At 30.9% G+C, this 17,296-nt stretch carries 15 protein-coding genes; 2 read left to right on the plus strand and 13 right to left on the minus strand.

Annotated features, from left to right (window positions below; translation table 11 throughout):
- Positions 1-9: 9 nt before the first annotated feature.
- The 11 genes from tsf to cetC form a co-directional block, all read right to left on the minus strand.
- On the minus strand, positions 10-1,083 hold the full coding sequence (tsf, locus tag SR62_RS05815; protein WP_002852901.1) for a translation elongation factor Ts: 1,074 nt from the start codon (positions 1,081-1,083) through the stop codon (positions 10-12).
- Positions 1,083-1,874 carry a 30S ribosomal protein S2 gene (gene rpsB / locus SR62_RS05820; RefSeq protein WP_002892710.1) on the minus strand — a complete coding sequence of 264 codons (792 nt, stop codon included), beginning with the start codon at positions 1,872-1,874 and terminating at the stop codon, positions 1,083-1,085. Before rpsB ends, tsf begins: the two co-directional genes overlap by 1 nt.
- 115 nt (positions 1,875-1,989) lie before the next feature.
- A complete protein-coding gene (locus SR62_RS05825) occupies positions 1,990-3,153 on the minus strand; it encodes an SAM-dependent methyltransferase (protein ID WP_002892711.1) in 1,164 nt (387 codons plus the stop codon).
- A gap of 127 nt (positions 3,154-3,280) precedes the next feature.
- A complete protein-coding gene (locus SR62_RS05830) occupies positions 3,281-4,405 on the minus strand; it encodes a cytochrome c1 (RefSeq protein ID WP_002852693.1) in 1,125 nt (374 codons plus the stop codon).
- Positions 4,402-5,652 carry a cytochrome b gene (locus SR62_RS05835; protein WP_002852758.1) on the minus strand — a complete coding sequence of 417 codons (1,251 nt, stop codon included), beginning with the start codon at positions 5,650-5,652 and terminating at the stop codon, positions 4,402-4,404. The genes SR62_RS05830 and SR62_RS05835 overlap by 4 nt, the downstream gene beginning before the upstream one ends.
- A 1-nt stretch (position 5,653) precedes the next feature.
- On the minus strand, positions 5,654-6,157 hold the full coding sequence (petA, locus tag SR62_RS05840) for a ubiquinol-cytochrome c reductase iron-sulfur subunit (protein ID WP_002852880.1): 504 nt from the start codon (positions 6,155-6,157) through the stop codon (positions 5,654-5,656).
- Between the two features lie 90 nt (positions 6,158-6,247).
- Complete coding sequence (locus tag SR62_RS05845; protein WP_002856353.1) at positions 6,248-7,534, minus strand: arsenic transporter; 1,287 nt, start codon at positions 7,532-7,534, stop codon at positions 6,248-6,250.
- Positions 7,535-9,394 (minus strand): tRNA uridine-5-carboxymethylaminomethyl(34) synthesis enzyme MnmG, encoded by a 1,860-nt coding sequence (gene mnmG, locus SR62_RS05850; RefSeq protein WP_147502304.1) that lies wholly within the window; start codon positions 9,392-9,394, stop codon positions 7,535-7,537.
- A gap of 87 nt (positions 9,395-9,481) precedes the next feature.
- Positions 9,482-9,979 carry a bipartate energy taxis response protein CetB gene (gene cetB / locus SR62_RS05855; protein ID WP_002777340.1) on the minus strand — a complete coding sequence of 166 codons (498 nt, stop codon included), beginning with the start codon at positions 9,977-9,979 and terminating at the stop codon, positions 9,482-9,484.
- Positions 9,980-9,996: 17 nt separating this feature from the next.
- A complete protein-coding gene (cetA, locus tag SR62_RS05860) occupies positions 9,997-11,376 on the minus strand; it encodes a bipartate energy taxis response protein CetA (RefSeq protein WP_058001654.1) in 1,380 nt (459 codons plus the stop codon).
- A gap of 119 nt (positions 11,377-11,495) precedes the next feature.
- Positions 11,496-11,990, minus strand: a complete 495-nt coding sequence (gene cetC / locus SR62_RS05865) for an energy taxis response protein CetC (protein WP_002852821.1) — start codon at positions 11,988-11,990, stop codon at positions 11,496-11,498.
- A 268-nt stretch (positions 11,991-12,258) separates the two neighbouring features.
- On the opposite strand from cetC, the gene SR62_RS05870 reads away from it, so the two are divergent.
- Positions 12,259-13,635: a cation:dicarboxylate symporter family transporter gene (locus SR62_RS05870; RefSeq protein WP_147502305.1), complete on the plus strand. Its 1,377-nt coding sequence runs from the start codon at positions 12,259-12,261 to the stop codon at positions 13,633-13,635.
- Here SR62_RS05870 and SR62_RS05875 read toward each other — a convergent pair.
- Positions 13,632-14,438, minus strand: a complete 807-nt coding sequence (locus SR62_RS05875; RefSeq protein WP_002860429.1) for an inverse autotransporter beta domain-containing protein — start codon at positions 14,436-14,438, stop codon at positions 13,632-13,634. The genes SR62_RS05870 and SR62_RS05875 overlap by 4 nt on opposite strands.
- A gap of 141 nt (positions 14,439-14,579) precedes the next feature.
- On the opposite strand from SR62_RS05875, the gene SR62_RS05880 reads away from it, so the two are divergent.
- A complete protein-coding gene (locus tag SR62_RS05880; RefSeq protein WP_002852729.1) occupies positions 14,580-16,106 on the plus strand; it encodes an inorganic phosphate transporter in 1,527 nt (508 codons plus the stop codon).
- A gap of 7 nt (positions 16,107-16,113) precedes the next feature.
- Here SR62_RS05880 and SR62_RS05885 read toward each other — a convergent pair whose 3' ends face one another.
- Positions 16,114-17,292: a metal-dependent hydrolase gene (locus tag SR62_RS05885; RefSeq protein WP_002905840.1), complete on the minus strand. Its 1,179-nt coding sequence runs from the start codon at positions 17,290-17,292 to the stop codon at positions 16,114-16,116.
- Positions 17,293-17,296 lie beyond the last annotated feature (4 nt).

Here is a 17,296-nt window from a genome sequence, read left to right on the forward strand (position 1 = left end):
TAACCGTTTTTAAAGTTGTGCAGCAACTTCAGCCGCAAAATCTTCAGTTTTCTTTTCTAAACCTTCGCCAACTTCAAAGCAAATAAATTCAACAATTTTAATTTTTCCGCCAAATTCTTTTTCTTTTTCAGCGATCACTTGTTCTACAGTTTTTTTATCATCCATTACATAAAACTGACCCATTAAAGTAAGTTTGCTATCGAGTTGAGAATTATCAGCTATAAAACTATTCATTTTACCCGGGATAATATTGTCCCAAATTTTTTCAGGTTTACCTTGAGCTTTAAGCTCTTCTTTGATTTTTTCTTCAGCTTCTTTTAAAATTGCATCGCTTAATTGTTTGCGACTTGCAAATTGAGGAATTTTATGTTCAGGTTTATTTGGATCTTTAAGTCTGCGTCTTTCTTCATTTTCTTTTTCAAGTTCAGCAACCAAAGCTTTGTATTCATTTTCAACAAAAGTCATATCCAAATCTTCATAACTTAAATAACTTGGTCTCATTGCTGCAATATGCATACAAATTTGTCTTAATAAATCTCTTGATTTTGAAGCTACTTCAGCACTATCACAAGCTGCAGCGATCACAACACCAACACGGCCATTTGTATGGATATAACCATTTACAACGCCGTTAGCACCTGCTTTTAAAGTTGCAAATCTTCTTACAACTAAGTTTTCTCCTATAGTTGCAATTTGACTTTTTAAATATTCTTCAAATTTTACGCCATTAATTGTACTTGAGTGAAGTTCTTCCACACTTTGCAAGCTATTGCTTTGAATATGAGCTGTAGTATCTTTTGTCAAAGCGATAAACTGATCATTTTTTGCCACAAAATCTGTTTCGGAATTAATCTCACTTACAGTTGCACTTGTAAAATCATCACTTACTTTTACACTTACTAAACCTTCTGCAGCAAGTCTATCTGCTTTTTTAGCAGCCTTACCTAAACCTTTTTCTCTTAAAAGTTGTACTGCTTTATCAAAATCTCCATTAGTTTCACTCAAAGCATTTTTACAATCCATCATCCCCGCGCCTGTACTTTCGCGGAGTTCTTTTACCATTGCAGCAGTAATTTCAGCCATTATTCTTGCTCCTCACCGAAGTCTTCTTCGCTCATCGCTTCATCTAAAACTTCTTTTTTCTCTTCATCGGTGATTTCTTTTTCTTCATTTACTAAAGCTTCGCCATCTTGTTCTCTTAAAGCTTTTCCTTCATTAATCGCTTCAGCCATTTCTTGGCAGAAAAGTTGCACTGAACGGATTGCATCATCATTTCCTGGAATAGGATAAGTTACCAAGTCAGGATCGCAGTTTGTATCTAGTGGAGCTACAACAGGAATTCTTAATCTATTTGCTTCTTGAACAGCAATTTTTTCTTTTACTGTGTCAATAACAAAAATCATATCAGGTTGAGTTTTCATATAACGAATTCCACCTAAATAAGCTAATAATTTTTCTTTTTTTCTTGTAAGCATTAAAGCTTCTTTTTTAGTTAAAAGTTTAATACTTCCATCTTCTTCCATTTTTTCAATTACTTCTAATTTTCTAATTGATTGGCGAATGGTACCAAAATTTGTCATCATACCGCCAAGCCATCTATGATTTACATAAGGCATACCGCATTTTTCAGCGTATTCTTTAATCGCTCCACCTGCTTGTTTTTTTGTCCCAACAAAAAGTATAGTTTTTCCTTCAGCAGCAGCGTCACGAACGATATTATAGGTATATCTAAAATATCTTAAAGTTTTTTGTAAATCAATTACATAAATACCTTTTCTCTCGCCAAAAATGAATTTTTTCATCTTTGGATTCCAGCGTCTTGTTTGGTGTCCAAAATGCACACCGCATTCTAATAAATCTCTCATACTAACCATGAGTTTCTCCTTATAAATTTAGCTTTATTCCTCCACATCCCTTAATTTACACAAGCTAAAAAGGATTGATGTGCGTGAAATGAAGCTAAGATTTTATCAAATTTAAGTTTAGTTTTTACTTATATATGTAGTCCTTGGTAAGACTTAGATTATTATTGATTTCTTTTGTGATTAAAAATTGAAACAAATCCACGCTTCCAACACGAAAAGCAGAGGCACAAGAACGAAGGTACAAATCCCACATTCTTATAAATTCTTCATCATATTTTTCCCTTACCTTGTCTAATACTTTGTTAAAATTTTCATCCCATAAATCTAAAGTTTTTGCATAGTGTATTCTTAAACTTTCTGCTAAAAGAAGATGAAAATCCCACTCACTCATAGCACTTACAACCTCTCTTAAAGAAGGTAAATATCCTCCTGGAAAAATATATTTATCTATCCAAGCATTTGTTTTTCCTTCAAACATAGCTAAAATAGAATGCAAAAGCATAGAACCTCCAGGTTTTAACACTTGTTTTACTTTCATGAAATAAAGTCCTAAATTCTCTTTGCCTACATGTTCAAACATACCCACAGAAACAACTTTATCAAAATAATTTTCAAATTCTAAATCTTGATAATTTTGAAGTCTTATTTCTATTTTATCTTCAAGACCAAGTTCTTTTACTCTTTCCTTAGCTTTTTTACACTGCTCCTCTGAAATAGTAATTCCAACAACCTTAACTCCATACTTTTGAGCCGCCATAATAGAAAGCCAACCCCAACCACAACCTATATCTAAAAGCTTTTCTCCTTCTTTTAAATCAAGTTTTTTAAGGGTATGTTCTATTTTGTTAATTTGAGCTTCATAAAGAGTATTATTAGGCTCTTTAAAATAAGCGCAAGAATAGCTCATAGTATCATCAAGCCAAAGCTTATAAAAATCATTACCTATATCATAATGACTTTTGATATTTTTACTTTCTTGCTTTTGAGTTATTTTACTCAATACATCTTTTTTGGTTTTAAAAAATTGCTGATTAGAAAAATAATATAATACCCTAGCCATTTCATCATAATCGCCCTCTATGTCAAGTTTTGCCTGCATATAATGTCTTGCAAAAACTAAACTTGTATCACCAAATAACTCCAAAAAAGGAATTTTTTCTTTAAAAATTAAAGAAAATTTAGCAGGTTTGTTTCCGATAAAAAATTCTTCTTTATCCCAAAAAATAACTCTAAAATCCCCATAATCCCATTTTTTTAAAATTGATTTGATTAAAGTTTTTTCTAACATAAAATACTCCTAAATTCTAAAATAATTATATTTTGGAGTATCTCTCTTTAAATATTAAAAATTAATAAAAATGAAGAAAAAATAAGATTTTTGCCATTATCATTAAATAATGGCAAAAAATGTAATATTAATGTAATTTAGACCAAACAGAACGCTTCCAACCTATAGCAAAAATACTTAAAATTACAAAGAATATCATTACATAAATTCCTGTAGTTTTTCTTTCTTCTTTTTTGCTATCACCCACTTGATCAATATAAGATACAACCTTAGCCTGTGCAGCTTCTGTTAAACCTACTCTTGGCATAGCGGTTCCTGGAAGAAGTTTTTGAGTATTATTAATAAAATCATGTAAATATTGCTCACCACGAGATCTTATCATCATAGAAAGATCAGGCGGAACAGAGCCTAAATAAGTTTTTAAATCATTTTGATTTGATGGAGTAAAAAAGCTATCGTATTTCATATCATGACAACGTCCGCAAGCCTCAATAAAAGTTGCTTTATCTTTAGCAAATTTTATATCTTTTTCCATTAAAGCCGCTTTTTGAGCACTATTTTCCATTTTAGCATATTTTGCCTCAACATCTTTCTTAATAGTAGCATCTTCATTGGCTTCAAATTTAACACTCACATCTTTAAGATAAGCAATTACATTGGCTATATTTGCATTTGTAGCTTCTTCACTTTCTCCTGAAGTATCTTTATTGTAAGCCGTCATAATAAAAGCATCGCCAAATTTATGATCTACTTTTAAAGCAAGCGCAGGATGCATAATCAAAGCTGCTAAAAATTTTTCATCAAAAATAGCACCAGCTGCACTAAGATCAGGCGGTATTACTCCCATAGAAGAATCAGTAATATTAGCTGCTATTCCATCTTCTTTTACACCATGACATGCAAAACAGTTATTTTCAAAAAATTCTTTACCTTTTTTTGCATCACCCTTAGCAAAATCGATCTTTGCAACATCTGCCCAAAGTGTTTCAACCTTGCTTAATTCTTCTTTTGCTTTTTCAAGTTCTTTGTTTGCACTCTCTATTCTTTTAGCATCTCCTGAAGCTTGCGCATCTTTTAGAGCTAATTCTTTAGCTTCAACTATACCTTTTGCAAAAGTAGTATCTTCAACAGCAAAATCAAAATTTGCAGGAGCAACATGAGGCTTCATCACTGAATGAGCATAAGGCTCTACCCCCCAATATACAAGTGCAGTAAAAACTACTACAACTAAAAATATTTTTATTTCTCTCATTGTTTAGCTCCTTTTCTCTCCATAATAGTAATAACCGGTAAAACTACAATAAGTAAAAGTAAAAATACTATAGAAGCGTAAAATCCTACCCAAGCATTTACACCTGTTGGAGGTAATTTTCCATAAACTGTTAAAACAATTAAATCGATAAGCAATATCCAAAACCAAATGAAAAATAAAGGTCTTTCATGAGCTGGTTTTACCACATCACTTCTATCAAGCCAAGGAAGCAAGAAGAAAATCACTTGAGCAATACCAAATGCAGCCAAACCTATATCAAAAGCTTTAATACCTGCAATATCAAAGAAAAATCCTCTTAAAACTTCATAACTCCATAAGAAATACCACTCAGGATAAATATGAGCTGGTGTTTTAAGCGCATTAGCTGGATCAAAATTAATTGGATCCATTGCAAATTCAAATTTAAAACAGACCAAATAAAAGAAGAAAATCATAAAAAAGCTTATATACATAAAATCTTTTGATAAAAATCCTGGCCAAAAAGGAATCACTTTAGAACCCTTTGTGTCACCTGCCATGTATTTTTCAGCCTCTAAATCAAAGTCAAGTTCTTCAGAAATTTCATTATTAACATGAGGAATTCTTAAAGAATAGAAGTGAAATGCTATAATAGCAATGATAACTATAGGAAGCAAGCACACATGAAGCATAAAAAATCTTGTTAAAGTTGGATCAGAAACCGCATAATCTCCACGAATCCAAATCACAAGCTCAGGGCCAATAAATGGTATCCCTCCAAAAAGATTAGTGATTACTTGAGCTGCCCAATAACTCATTTGTCCCCAAGGAAGCATATACCCACTAAAAGCTTCAGCAGAAAATACAACAAACAAAAGCATACCGCTAACCCAAATCATCTCACGACCTTTTTTATAAGAACCGTAATAAATTCCTGTTAGCATATGTATGTATATAATCAAAAATACAACAGAAGCGGCAACACCATGCATGTGACGCCAAAGCCATCCATAGTCCACCTCTTGCATAATAGTCTTATTCACACTATCAAAAGCAAGTGCAGTATCTGGTTTATAATACATCACAAGTAAAAGTCCTGTAACAAAAAGCACTGCAAAAAGAGTGGTTAAAATAACCCCCATTGCCCAAAGAAAGTTAATTTGCTTTGGTATCCAATACTTTACCATTAAAACATCAAGCAGTTTATGTACCGCAAGTCTTTGATCAAGCCAATCTACAAGACCATTAGCTTTTCTAATTTGTGCCATCTTAAGCCTCCGCTATCATTTTTTTATATTCAGGACCCTCTTCACCTAAAACAAGCTTGGTTCCATCAATCTTAAAAGGAGGAATTTCAAGAGGCTTTGGAGGAGGTCCAAAGACATTTTTTCCACTTGTGTCAAATTCTCCACCATGACAGGCGCATTTAAACAATTGCTCACTTGGTTGGTAAGCAGGTATACAACCCAAATGTGTACAAAGTCCTATAACCACAGTATAAGCTGCGTTATCTACCACAACATCACGTTTTTCATCTTTTGGCATACTCGCATCTTTTTTTAATATAAAAATAGGCTTTTTACGCCATTCTATAGTTCTAAGCTCTCCATCTTGCATTCCTGATAAATCTACTGTAGTAAAACCTGCAGCTTTAACACTTGGAAGCGGATCCCAAGTTTTTTTCATCGCAACAAGTGAGAAAACACCGCCTACAGCAGCTACGCTTCCAAATGCAAAGCCCATAAAGCTTCGTCTACTCTCAGATGTAGCCATAACTTGCTCCTTTCGATTTTATTTTTTAACCAAGTTAAAAGTTTATCGAAATTAAAATAAATTTTTTCTTTGTTTAACAAGTTTTGATATTTAGACAATAAGAGCAAAAAGAGAAAAAACAAGCACAGGTAAAGTTATCAAAAAGCCAAATTTACAATATTGCCAAAAAGAAATATTAATGCCTTTTCTAGCCAAAACTCCAAGCCAAAGCAAAGTTGCTAAAGAACCTATTGGCGTAAGTTTTGGACCTATATTTACACCTAAAAGATGTGCATAAATCATCAAAGAATCAAAAGAAAAATTCTCAAAATATTCTTTTAATGCCAAATCTCCGATTAAAACCATAGGCAAATTATTAAACACAGAAGATCCAAAAGCTGAAATCAAAGCCACACCAAAAATTCCACTCTTATCTTGCATCAAAAAAGCATAGCTTTTAACCAAAATTTCACTCACACCTATTTTATGTAAAGCAAAAACCACCATATAAAGCCCAAAACTAAAAAGCAAAACTCCATAAGGTGCTTCAAAAAGAATTTTAATACTTTTTTTACCTTGAATTTTTAAAATAATAAGCCAAAAAATTCCCGCCCAAAGCAAAGCAAAAAAACTTATTTTAATATTAAAAATTTCACCTATAAAAAAACTGATAACAAAAAGAAATAAAAATACTATGCAAAGAAAAAACAATTTCAATGAAATTTGCTCTTTTTTGATTAATTTAAATTCAAGCCTTTTAGGTAAAACTCTCACATAAAGCACAAAAACCGTAACTATAGTAGAAAGCAAAACAAAAAAATTTGGCAAAAACATATTTTTAGCAAATTCTAAAAATTCTATCTTAAAATAATTTGCTGTGATGATATTGGTTAAATTTGAAATAACCAAAGCGTTTGAACTTGCATCACATAAAAAAGAAAGGCTAAGTAAAAAAGAACTTAAAATAAAAGCATGATTTTTACAATCTTTAAGAGTTGAAAATAAAGCTATAATAATAGGTGTAATGATTAAAATCGCTCCATCGTTAGCAAAAAATGCAGAAAGAAAAAATACAAAAATCAACAAAAATAACATCATTTTTTTTGTACTGATATAAATTTTTTCTTGATTTTTCTCTCTAGAAAAATACAAAATTTTACTCGCAATAAAATCAAAAAATCCCAAAGCTTCCAAGCTAAAAGAAAGGATAATCAACCCAACCAAAGTTAAAGAACTATCCCAAACCAAAGAAAAAACAAAACAAGCATCTTTAAAATCTACCAATTGAAAAATAAAAACAAAAAAAGCCCCCAAGCTAGAAAATACCCAAATAGGTAAATTCCATGGACGCCAAAAAAGTAAAACTAAAGTAGATAAAAAAATAAAAAAAGCAAGCATTTAAGCTTTTTTCTTTTGCATTTTGATATAAATTTGCAAAATATCCAACGCTGCAGGAGTGATTCCACTGATTTGACTTGCAGCAAAAATGGTTGGAGGTTTATGATGATTAAGCTTTTCTACAACCTCATTACTCAAACCACTTACACTTTTAAAATCAAAATTTTCAGGAATTTTAAGCTCACTAAGATTTTTCATTTTTTCTACTTGAGCTTTTTGCATACTAATGTAATGATAATACTTTGCCTCATTTAAAATCTCTCTTAAGGAGTAATGATCCATGGTTTCAAATATAGGGTCAAGTTTTTTTAATTTTTCTATATCAAAACTTGCTCTTGCAACAATTTTTTGAAGATTGACTATAGAAGAAATTTTATCTTCTCCTAAACTCTCTAAAAAAGCATTATTTTGGTTGTTAGGCGTAAATTCTTTAGAAAGTAAAAATTCAAGTCCTTTTTGAAGATTGTTTGCGATATTTTGTATATAAGTAAAATCTTGCTCGCTTAAAAGCCCTAAATCATAGCCATATTTTCCAAGTCTAAGTATAGCATTTTCTTCCCTTAAAAGCAGTCTAAATTCCGCTCTTGAAGTAAACATTCTATAAGGTTCTTTTGTGCCTTTTACTACCAAATCATCGATTAAAACTCCTATATAAGCTTCATCACGCCTTAAAATCAAAGGCTCTTTCATATCTATGCTTAAGCTTGCATTGATTCCCGCCATAAAGCCTTGTGCTGCAGCCTCTTCATAACCTGTAGTTCCATTAATCTGTCCTGCACAATAAAGATTTTTAATCTTTTTAAGTTCTAAAGTATGCTTAAGTTCAGTTGGCTCTATATAATCATATTCTATAGCATAACCAAAACGGGTTATTTTAGCATTTTCAAAACCCTTTACAGAACGCAACATTTGAGTTTGTACTTCATAAGGTAAAGAAGTAGAAAAACCATTGATATAATACTCCGTCGCATCGATAGTTTGAGGCTCTATAAAAAGATGATGGCTTTCTTTGTCGCTAAAACGATTGATCTTATCTTCTATAGAAGGACAATACCTTGGCCCCACACCTTCAATCTGTCCTGTAAAAAGCGGAGCACGATAAAAATTATTCTTAATAATCTCATGTGTAGTTGTATTAGTGCGTGCGATATAACAAGGAAGTTGAGTAGGATTGAAATTTCTTGAACGAAAACTAAAAGCTTTAGGATTTACATCACCATCTTGAATTTCAAGCACACTAAAATCAATGCTTTTTGCATTCACTCTTGGGCAAGTTCCTGTTTTTAAACGTCCCATTTTTAAACCCAAAGTTTGCAGATAATTTCCTAAATTTACCGAAGCAAGCTCCCCTACCCTTCCTGCTTGAAGTTTATTTTCACCTACATGAATAAGTCCATTTAAAAAAGTTCCTGTTGTAAGTATCACTTTTTTGGCAAAATATGTGTTTTCTAAATTTGTTTTTACGCCTTTAACTTCATCATTTTCTACGATTAAAACACTCGCTTGTTCTTGAGAAATTTCTAAATTTGGAAGTTTTAAAAGTTTATTACGTGCAATGATACGGTATTTATCCATATCAATTTGCGCCCTACTTCCTTGAACGGCTACACCCTTACTTTCATTTAAAATGCGAAATTGTATCCCTGCTTCATCGGTGATTTCACCCATAAGACCACCCATGGCATCAAGTTCTTTTACCAAATGCCCTTTAGCAAGTCCACCTATGGCTGGATTACAACTTGCCGCTCCTATTTGCTCAATCAATGTAGTTAAAAGTAAGGTTTTTTTACCCATTCTAGCAGCAGCAGCACTTGCTTCAACACCTGCATGTCCACCACCTATAACAATGACATCAAACATATTTTACCTTGAAAAATGTGAATTTTTAAAAGAAAGATTATATAATATTTAGACTTAAAACAAACTCGTTTTAAGTCTAACAAAAATTTATTTAGCTTCTTGAAGAGAAAAGATTAGCTCATTATAAGTTTTATCTGCATCTTTGCAGAAATTTTTAAGCATCTCAACACCCTTATTTAAGCCTTGTTGCTGTTCTGCTCTTAAAAGATCGCTATAAAGACTTTCTATTGTAGAAATAGCGCTTTTATTTGGCATACGACGAACGGAATAATAGCCTATGATATTATTATTAACATCTATTGATGGGGTTACATTTGCAAAAACCCAATAATAATTGTTATCTTTGGTTTTATTTTTTACGTAAGCAAAAATTTCTTTGCCTTCTTTCATATAATCCCATAAATATTTAAAAACAGTTTTTGGCATCTCTTCATGTCTTACTATGTTATGAGGTTTATTTAAAACTTCACCCATGGTATAACCTGCATACTTTAAAAAATCATCATTTGCATAAACTATTTTACCTTTTAAATCTGTTTTAGAAGTAATTAAACTATCTTCTTGTAAAAAAATTTCTCTTGACATTTTCCCACCCTCTTAATTTATATTTTTAATTTTGCTAAGATTTCAGCACTTCTTTGCTCTAGTGATTTAATATCATTTACAATCGCATCATAAGCTTTTTGATCGATATAATCTTGACTTGATTCTTCTATTGCTTTTTTAGCGTTATCTTTTATAAATTCTTTAGCTAAATTTAACTCAGTTTCAGAACTAAGCTCATTAATAACACCTTGAGCTCTCTCATCTTGACAAAGATTAGAAATTGGATCTACACTTTCAAGATTGAAATTTTGAGCCCCATTTAAATTTAAATATATATTTGATTTATAAAGAATATGATCGATTTTAACCACAGACAAAATCAATCTCTTTGCAAAGGATCCAAAATTAACACCAAGAGCACTACTATTTTCTTCTAGACGTTTAAAAGCTTGAGAAAATTTATTAATTCTTTCTTCAGATTCACTAACAATGTTAAAAACTTGCTCACTGCCACTTTGGATATTTACAAAATCTTGTTGCATAGTCTGAATTGCAATAGAAATTTCGCTTGTAGATCTTTGAGTTCTTTCTGCTAACTTTCTAACTTCATCAGCCACAACCGCAAAGCCCCTACCATGCTCTCCTGCACGCGCAGCTTCAATAGCAGCATTTAAAGCTAGAAGATTGGTTTGATCGGCTATATCGCGTATTACTTCAACCACTGAAGTAATATTTTGTGAATTAGCCACAAAAGTTTGTACTGTCTCCTTGCTCGAATTTACAACATCCATTAAAGAACCCATAGCACTTTGTAAAGAATCCACTTCTGAACCATTTTCTGTAGCTGTATGAGAAATGGCATCCACTGTATCATATACATTTTTCATTATACTAATATCTTGATTTAATGAGCTAGAAATTTGAGACATGTCTTTATTTTGATTTCCAAGGCTTAAATCCATTAAAGTTCTTGATAAAGCATTTTTAAAAGTAGATCTTGCTGTCACTTCTATGTTTGCTAAAGCTTTATTTATAAATTCGATATTATGAGCAAAAATTCCTTTTAAACCTTCAGGCAAAGCCTTGCGATAAAATTCACCTTTTTGAGAACAAGAAATAGAAGTATTAATTTCCCTTAAGTAAGCTTCTAGCCCATCAATAGTATTGTTAAGATTATCTGCTATTTCGGCTAATTTTTTGCTTTTTGTTTTTACATAGATAATTCTATTGTCAAAATTTCCTTCTTTTAACTCTCTACAAAGAACCAAAAGTTTATCTATCATTATTTGCTCATCTTTGTGTTGTCTAAGCAAATAAATCATTAAAACAGCGATTAAAACAAAAATTATCGCTCCAACAAAAATATGAATAAAAATGACACCTAAAACACCGATAACACTTAGAAAAATAGTTGATAATAATCCATTTTTCACCATAAATTTACCCCTTTTATTGAAAATTTTTTGAAATCATAAATCAAAACAATACTTTAATAATATATTACTTTAATTTTTAGGCGAAAATTATACAATAAAAAAGATTAAATATATCTTATTTAGTTATTTTCTTGTAAGTTAAAAATAAGTTCATTATAAGTCATTTTATAAGAACTTACAATATCCATTAAAGCTGAAACTCCAGCATTAATGCCTGATTTTTGCTCTTTTTCAAGTAAAATTTTATAAACTTCTTCAATTATAGAAAGAGATTTTCTATTGGGTGCACGACGAACAGAATAATAATTGATGATATCTCCATTAGCATCAAATGAAGCACTTACATTTGCAAAAACCCAGTAAAAATTACCATCTTTGGATTTATTTTTCACAAATGCAAAAATTTCATCTCCTTTTTGAATATAATCCCAAAGACATTTAAATACAGTGCGTGGCATATCTTCATGTCTTACTATATTATGAGATTTATATAAAAGCTCATCGACTTTATAACCTGCGTATTTTAAAAAGTCATTATTGGCATAAATGATATTCCCCTTAAGATCTGTTTTAGAGGTAATTAAAGCATTTTCAGACAAAACTATTTCTTTCATAATTTAAAACATCCCAATAAAACAAATAAATCAAAAATAGAATTATTACCAATAATAAATAACAAAAAGCAAACTGAATTACAAAATTATAAAATTTTCAAAAATATTTTAAATTTTATAATGCAAATAATGAGAAATTTTGTAACGTTTATATAAAAAATTATCATATCATATAAAAGAAAGTATTTCTAGATTTGTTTTTTTGTTAAAATTTACGATACACATTGTTAAAATTATATTTTACAAAGATCAAAAGGAGTGAATAAACTTGGAAACTTTAAGTCAAACTTTAGCTGAAAGAAAACCGCCTTTATATAAACGTATTATCAAAAGTCTTGGATTTTGGGTGATTATAGGCATTATTACAGGTATTGTACTTGGCTATACAGATAAAGAATTAGCCATTGCTAGCAAACCAGGAGTTGATTATTTTATAGGTGCTTTAAAGGTTCTTATAGGCCCTATTATTTTTGTTACTTTGGTTTTGGGCATCATTAGTCTTGAAAGTTTAAAAAAAGTAGGTAGCATTGGTGCTAAAGCGGTTATTTACTTTGAAGTTGTAAGTACTTTAGCACTTGCTATAGGTATTTTTATGGCAAATGTTATGCAACCAGGCCATGGAATGAATCTTGATCCAAGTCAACTTGATACAAAAAGCGTTCAAAAATACATTTCTCAAACCACAGAAGTAAGTGCGAGCTCTGAGATTATGCATATTTTAAAAGATGCTATGCCTACTGATATTATCACACCTTTTACAGAAGGAAAAACCATACAAGTTTTAGTTATTGCTATAATTACTGCTTTGATTATTTCTTTAATGAGAATAGAAGACAAACAGGCAATTCAAAGAGTTTTTGAAGTGGTACAAAATTTTGTTTTTAAAATTCTACAAATCATTATGTATTTTAGTCCTATTGCCGCCTTTTCAGCAATGGCTGTACTCATAGCTCAATACGGAATTAGCTCTTTGATCAACTTAGCATATTTACTTTTAGTAATGCTGATTTCATGTCTTGTTTTTATATTTGGAATCTTAGGTCTGATTTGTTATTTTGCAAAAGTAAATATCTTCAAATTTATGAGATTTATCTCAAGAGAAGTATTGATCGTTTTTGCAACCAGTTCAAGCGAGTCTGCACTTGCTCCTTTAATGAGAAAACTAGAAAAAGCAGGACTTTCTAAAGCAACAGTCGGACTTGTTTTACCAACGGGATATAGTTTTAATCTTGATTGTACAAATATTTATCTAGCTATGAGCTTAATCTTTCTAGCACAAGCTTTCAATGTAAATTTAAGTTTAGCACACGAAATCAGTATTTTAATAGTATTAATGATAGCCTCAAAAGGTGCAGTAGGTGTAACTGGATCAGGTTTTATAGTGCTTGGAAGTACGCTTGCGGCTCTAGGAAATATGGAAATTTCAGAAGCAAATGCAACCTTAGCACAAGTTCTACCAGTAGCTGCTATAGGTGTTCTTTTAGGTGTTGATAAATTTATGTCTGAAATGAGAGCGGTTGGAAATCTTTGCGGAAATTCAGTAGCAGCTTTAATCGTTGCTATCTGGGATAAACAAATTGATTGGGAAAAATTCCGCTACGCTATGGACAATCCAGAAAAATTTCATAATGCTGGAATGAACTAATGAGTTCTTTGGAGGAAATCATATCGATTAACCTCCTCTAAAGTATTATCTTTTTTTCTAAATTGCTTTAAAAAACTTTCATTGAAATTAAAACTAAATCCAACTTGAACAACAGTATCATCAACAGTCTCTCTTGCACTATAATCACGACGCAATAAATTTAAACTAAATACACTATAAGGAGAGTAAGATACTTGATAATTAGTTTTATCATTATCCTTACTTATATCAAAAGCAAAAGCGGTATAAGTTGGAATTACAAAACTCATTCCAAGCTGTAAATTTTTTTCTGCTTCATTGGGTATATAATAATTACTATAAGCCTTTATAAATTTACTATAACCAAACTCTGTACCAAAGCTTTTAGTATCTTTTTGTTCCTTTTGTTTATCAATAAAACCATTAACTCCAAATAAAAAATCATCTTTTTCATAACGATTGATTAAACCCCCTGAGTAATTATAATTATTTTGAGCCACAAAAAGTTCTTTTTGAAAAAGCAAAGAATTATTCTCCCCCTCATAAAGAGAACTTAAATTTTTAACCTGCACATTTTCATTTTGAAAATCTAAATTCCCATCTGTTTTATCTATACCATTATTATTTTCTAAAGTTTTTGAAAGTAAGCTATCAAAAGTGCTTTTAAAATCCACATTCTCTTCTTGAATTTTTGGAGCTTCTTTGGTATTTTTATAATCAAAGTGCTCCCAAGAATTTTGATTATTATTTTTTGCTAAAGCCTCTGTAAGTTCATCGCCATTGAGTAAAGAAAACAATGCTATTATATAAAAAATACCCCTCATTATTCTTATATTCCTTATTATTTCTTGTTTAAGTATTTATTATAAAAAAATAATATAAATAAAAATTCCACAAAGACTAAAAAATAAAATTAGCAAATTTAAAGTAAATAAGTGTATAATTAAAATAAAAAAGGGTTATTAATGCAAAAAGACAACCTCATAGCTTTTGTTATTTTTATTATCAGTACTATCGCATTTGTTATTTGGGGATTTGGTTATATTTCGCAACATCAATTGATTCTTTTTATTCTTGCTTCTATATTTGGCATTTTTATGGCATTTAATATAGGTGGAAATGATGTAGCCAATTCTTTTGGAACAAGCGTTGGCGCAAAAACAGTAACCATTAAACAAGCTTTAATTATAGCAGCTGTTTTTGAGCTAAGCGGGGCAATCTTCGCAGGCGCAGAAGTTACTAAGACCATACGCAGCGGTATTGTTATTTTTCCAAATTCTTTAGATCCTATGCTTTTTGTTATCATTATGCTTGCTGCACTTTTAAGCTCTGGGGTTTGGATTTTTATTGCAACCAAGAAAGGCTTACCTGTATCAACCACACACAGTATAGTTGGTGGGATTGTAGGTGCTAGCATTATGATGGGGCTTTTAAAATTTGATGGAATCCAAACACTCTCTATGGTTAAATGGAGTGAAATTTTAAGAATAGCTATTTCTTGGGTAGCTTCGCCTCTTTTAGGGGGTATTGTAGCTTATATTATTTATTCATATATTGATAAGAAAATTTTAAAACCATCAGAAAAACTAAATGATGATTTGAAAAATATCAAAAAAGAAAGAAAAAAATTCAAAGAAGAATATTTTTTAAATTTAAAAACAAAATCCCAAGAAGAACAAATCAAAGAACTTTCCGCTATAGCTTTGGATGAAGAAGAACAAGAAAATAATTTCTATAGAAATAAAATGAAGGAATTTAAGGATCAAGAAAAAGATATAGATATTTACTCTATTTTAAAAACTCATATGCCAATCATTGCTTGTATTGCTGCTGCTATCATTTCGGCAATGTTTTTATTTAAAGGTTTAAATAATGTTAGCACTTTGGATATTTTACAAAACTTTTGGATTATCGGAATTATAGGAACTATAAGTTATGTTGTAACATTTGCTATAGTCAAAATCGTTAAAAAAACAGAACTTAATAAAACTACTGATAGAATTTTCTCATGGTTTCAAATATTTACAGCCTCTAGTTTTGCATTTTCACACGGAGCCAATGATATAGCCAATGCTATAGGTCCTTTTGCAGCGATTTTAGATGTCTTAAAAAACGGCACAATTAACGCGACTTCTCCTGTACCTTTTGCTGCTTTAGCTATGTTTGGAGTTGCTCTAGTTGTAGGACTTTGGTTTTTAGGTAAAGAAGTGATTACTACAGTGGGTTCAAAACTTGCAACCATACGGCCTACTACTGGATTTTCTGCAGAACTTGGTGCAAGCATAGTTATACTCTTAGCTACACAATTTGGAATTCCTGTTAGCTCCACCCATATACTCATAGGTGCTATCTTGGGTATAGGAGTGTATAATAAAAACGCAAATTGGATTATGATGAAGCCTATAGGATTGGCTTGGATTATCACTTTACCAGCCGCTGGTATTATGGCAGCACTTGTATTTTTAGGATTTAAACTATCTTTAGGAATTTAAGTAAAGCTTATTTTTCTAAAATATTTTTTCCTTTAATTATATGCATCTTAATCTTTCCAAAAAGTTTATCCTCAGAATAAAGAGAACTTTTTGGAGCAAAAATTTCTTCATTCTCATCAAAAAGAACTAGATTAGCTTCTTTGCCAACTTCTATAACTCCACTATTTAAACCTAAAAATTCACTAGGATTTTTACTTGTAAATTGACAAAGCTCTTGCCAATTTAAAAATCCTTCTTTGATTAAAAAAGTATAACAAAGACTTATAAATTCGCATACGCTATGAATTCCAAAAGCCGCTTCATCAAAAGCTAAATCTTTTAAAGAAATTGATTTTGCACTATGCAGGGAGGTTAAAAAGCTAATCTTTCCTTCTTTTAAAGCCTCTCTTAAAGCCAAAACATCTTCTTTACTTCTTAAAGGTGGCATAAGTTTCGCAGCCGTATTAAAATCTTCACAAGCACTATCATCTTTGATAAGATGATGAATGCTTACAAGTTTTAAATCCTTTTCATCTAATAATACTAAAGAATCTTTCAAACTTAAAAGATCAAAAATAACTTTATTTTTATAAAATTTAGCCAATTCTTTCATTTTAGCTATCTGGCTAGTTTCAGCGATTTTACTCATGCCTATAAGCCCTAGCTCAAAACTCATTTCACAATCATTCATCACTCCATTATCATCAAAATCCTTATCATAACAACGCACAAAAATTGGAGAGTCTTTCATAAAAGCATATTGTGAACTTACTTTTAAAGTATTTGCATCTAAAGAGCTGTCAAGTTCTAGAGCACAAGCACCTTTATTTAAAAGAGTGGCTAAATTTTTAAGCTTGCCGTTTGCATCCTTAACCCGCACACTTGAAAAAATTTGCATCTTTCTTTGAGCTAAATTTTGTAAAAATAAAGCAAAACTTTCTTCATCAAAATCCATGCAATCACGCAAAACTATACTAGAAATTCCTCCTTTTAGACACTCATTTTCTAAAAGCTCTAAATTAGCTAAAGAAAATTTATCGTTTTTTAAACTCACACACAAATCCACAAAAGATGGAAGTAAAGTCATACCTTTAGCATCTAAAATTTCTTCGCCTTGTAAATTAGAACCAATATTGGTAATTTTTCCTTCTTTAATCTCTATATCTTGTAAAGAATCTCCATAAATTTTTGCATTTTTAATTATCATGATT

Source organism: Campylobacter sp. 2014D-0258, assembly GCF_008000495.1.
GTDB classification, from domain to species: domain Bacteria; phylum Campylobacterota; class Campylobacteria; order Campylobacterales; family Campylobacteraceae; genus Campylobacter_D; species Campylobacter_D jejuni.

Excerpts from the sequence above, each read along its gene's own strand:
- mnmG (WP_147502304.1), bottom strand. The coding sequence starts at position 9,394 with ATGTTTGATGTCATTGTTATAGGTGGTGGACATGCAGGTGTTGAAGCA.
- petA (WP_002852880.1), bottom strand. The coding sequence starts at position 6,157 with ATGGCTACATCTGAGAGTAGACGAAGCTTTATGGGCTTTGCATTTGGA.
- SR62_RS05830 (WP_002852693.1), bottom strand. The coding sequence starts at position 4,405 with ATGAGAGAAATAAAAATATTTTTAGTTGTAGTAGTTTTTACTGCACTT.
- rpsB (WP_002892710.1), bottom strand. The coding sequence starts at position 1,874 with ATGGTTAGTATGAGAGATTTATTAGAATGCGGTGTGCATTTTGGACAC.
- SR62_RS05825 (WP_002892711.1), bottom strand. The coding sequence starts at position 3,153 with ATGTTAGAAAAAACTTTAATCAAATCAATTTTAAAAAAATGGGATTAT.
- SR62_RS05845 (WP_002856353.1), bottom strand. The coding sequence starts at position 7,534 with ATGCTTGCTTTTTTTATTTTTTTATCTACTTTAGTTTTACTTTTTTGG.
- SR62_RS05880 (WP_002852729.1), top strand. The coding sequence starts at position 14,580 with ATGCAAAAAGACAACCTCATAGCTTTTGTTATTTTTATTATCAGTACT.
- SR62_RS05885 (WP_002905840.1), bottom strand. The coding sequence starts at position 17,292 with ATGATAATTAAAAATGCAAAAATTTATGGAGATTCTTTACAAGATATA.
- SR62_RS05835 (WP_002852758.1), bottom strand. The coding sequence starts at position 5,652 with ATGGCACAAATTAGAAAAGCTAATGGTCTTGTAGATTGGCTTGATCAA.
- tsf (WP_002852901.1), bottom strand. The coding sequence starts at position 1,083 with ATGGCTGAAATTACTGCTGCAATGGTAAAAGAACTCCGCGAAAGTACA.
- SR62_RS05875 (WP_002860429.1), bottom strand. The coding sequence starts at position 14,438 with ATGAGGGGTATTTTTTATATAATAGCATTGTTTTCTTTACTCAATGGC.
- cetB (WP_002777340.1), bottom strand. The coding sequence starts at position 9,979 with ATGTCAAGAGAAATTTTTTTACAAGAAGATAGTTTAATTACTTCTAAA.
- cetC (WP_002852821.1), bottom strand. The coding sequence starts at position 11,990 with ATGAAAGAAATAGTTTTGTCTGAAAATGCTTTAATTACCTCTAAAACA.
- cetA (WP_058001654.1), bottom strand. The coding sequence starts at position 11,376 with ATGGTGAAAAATGGATTATTATCAACTATTTTTCTAAGTGTTATCGGT.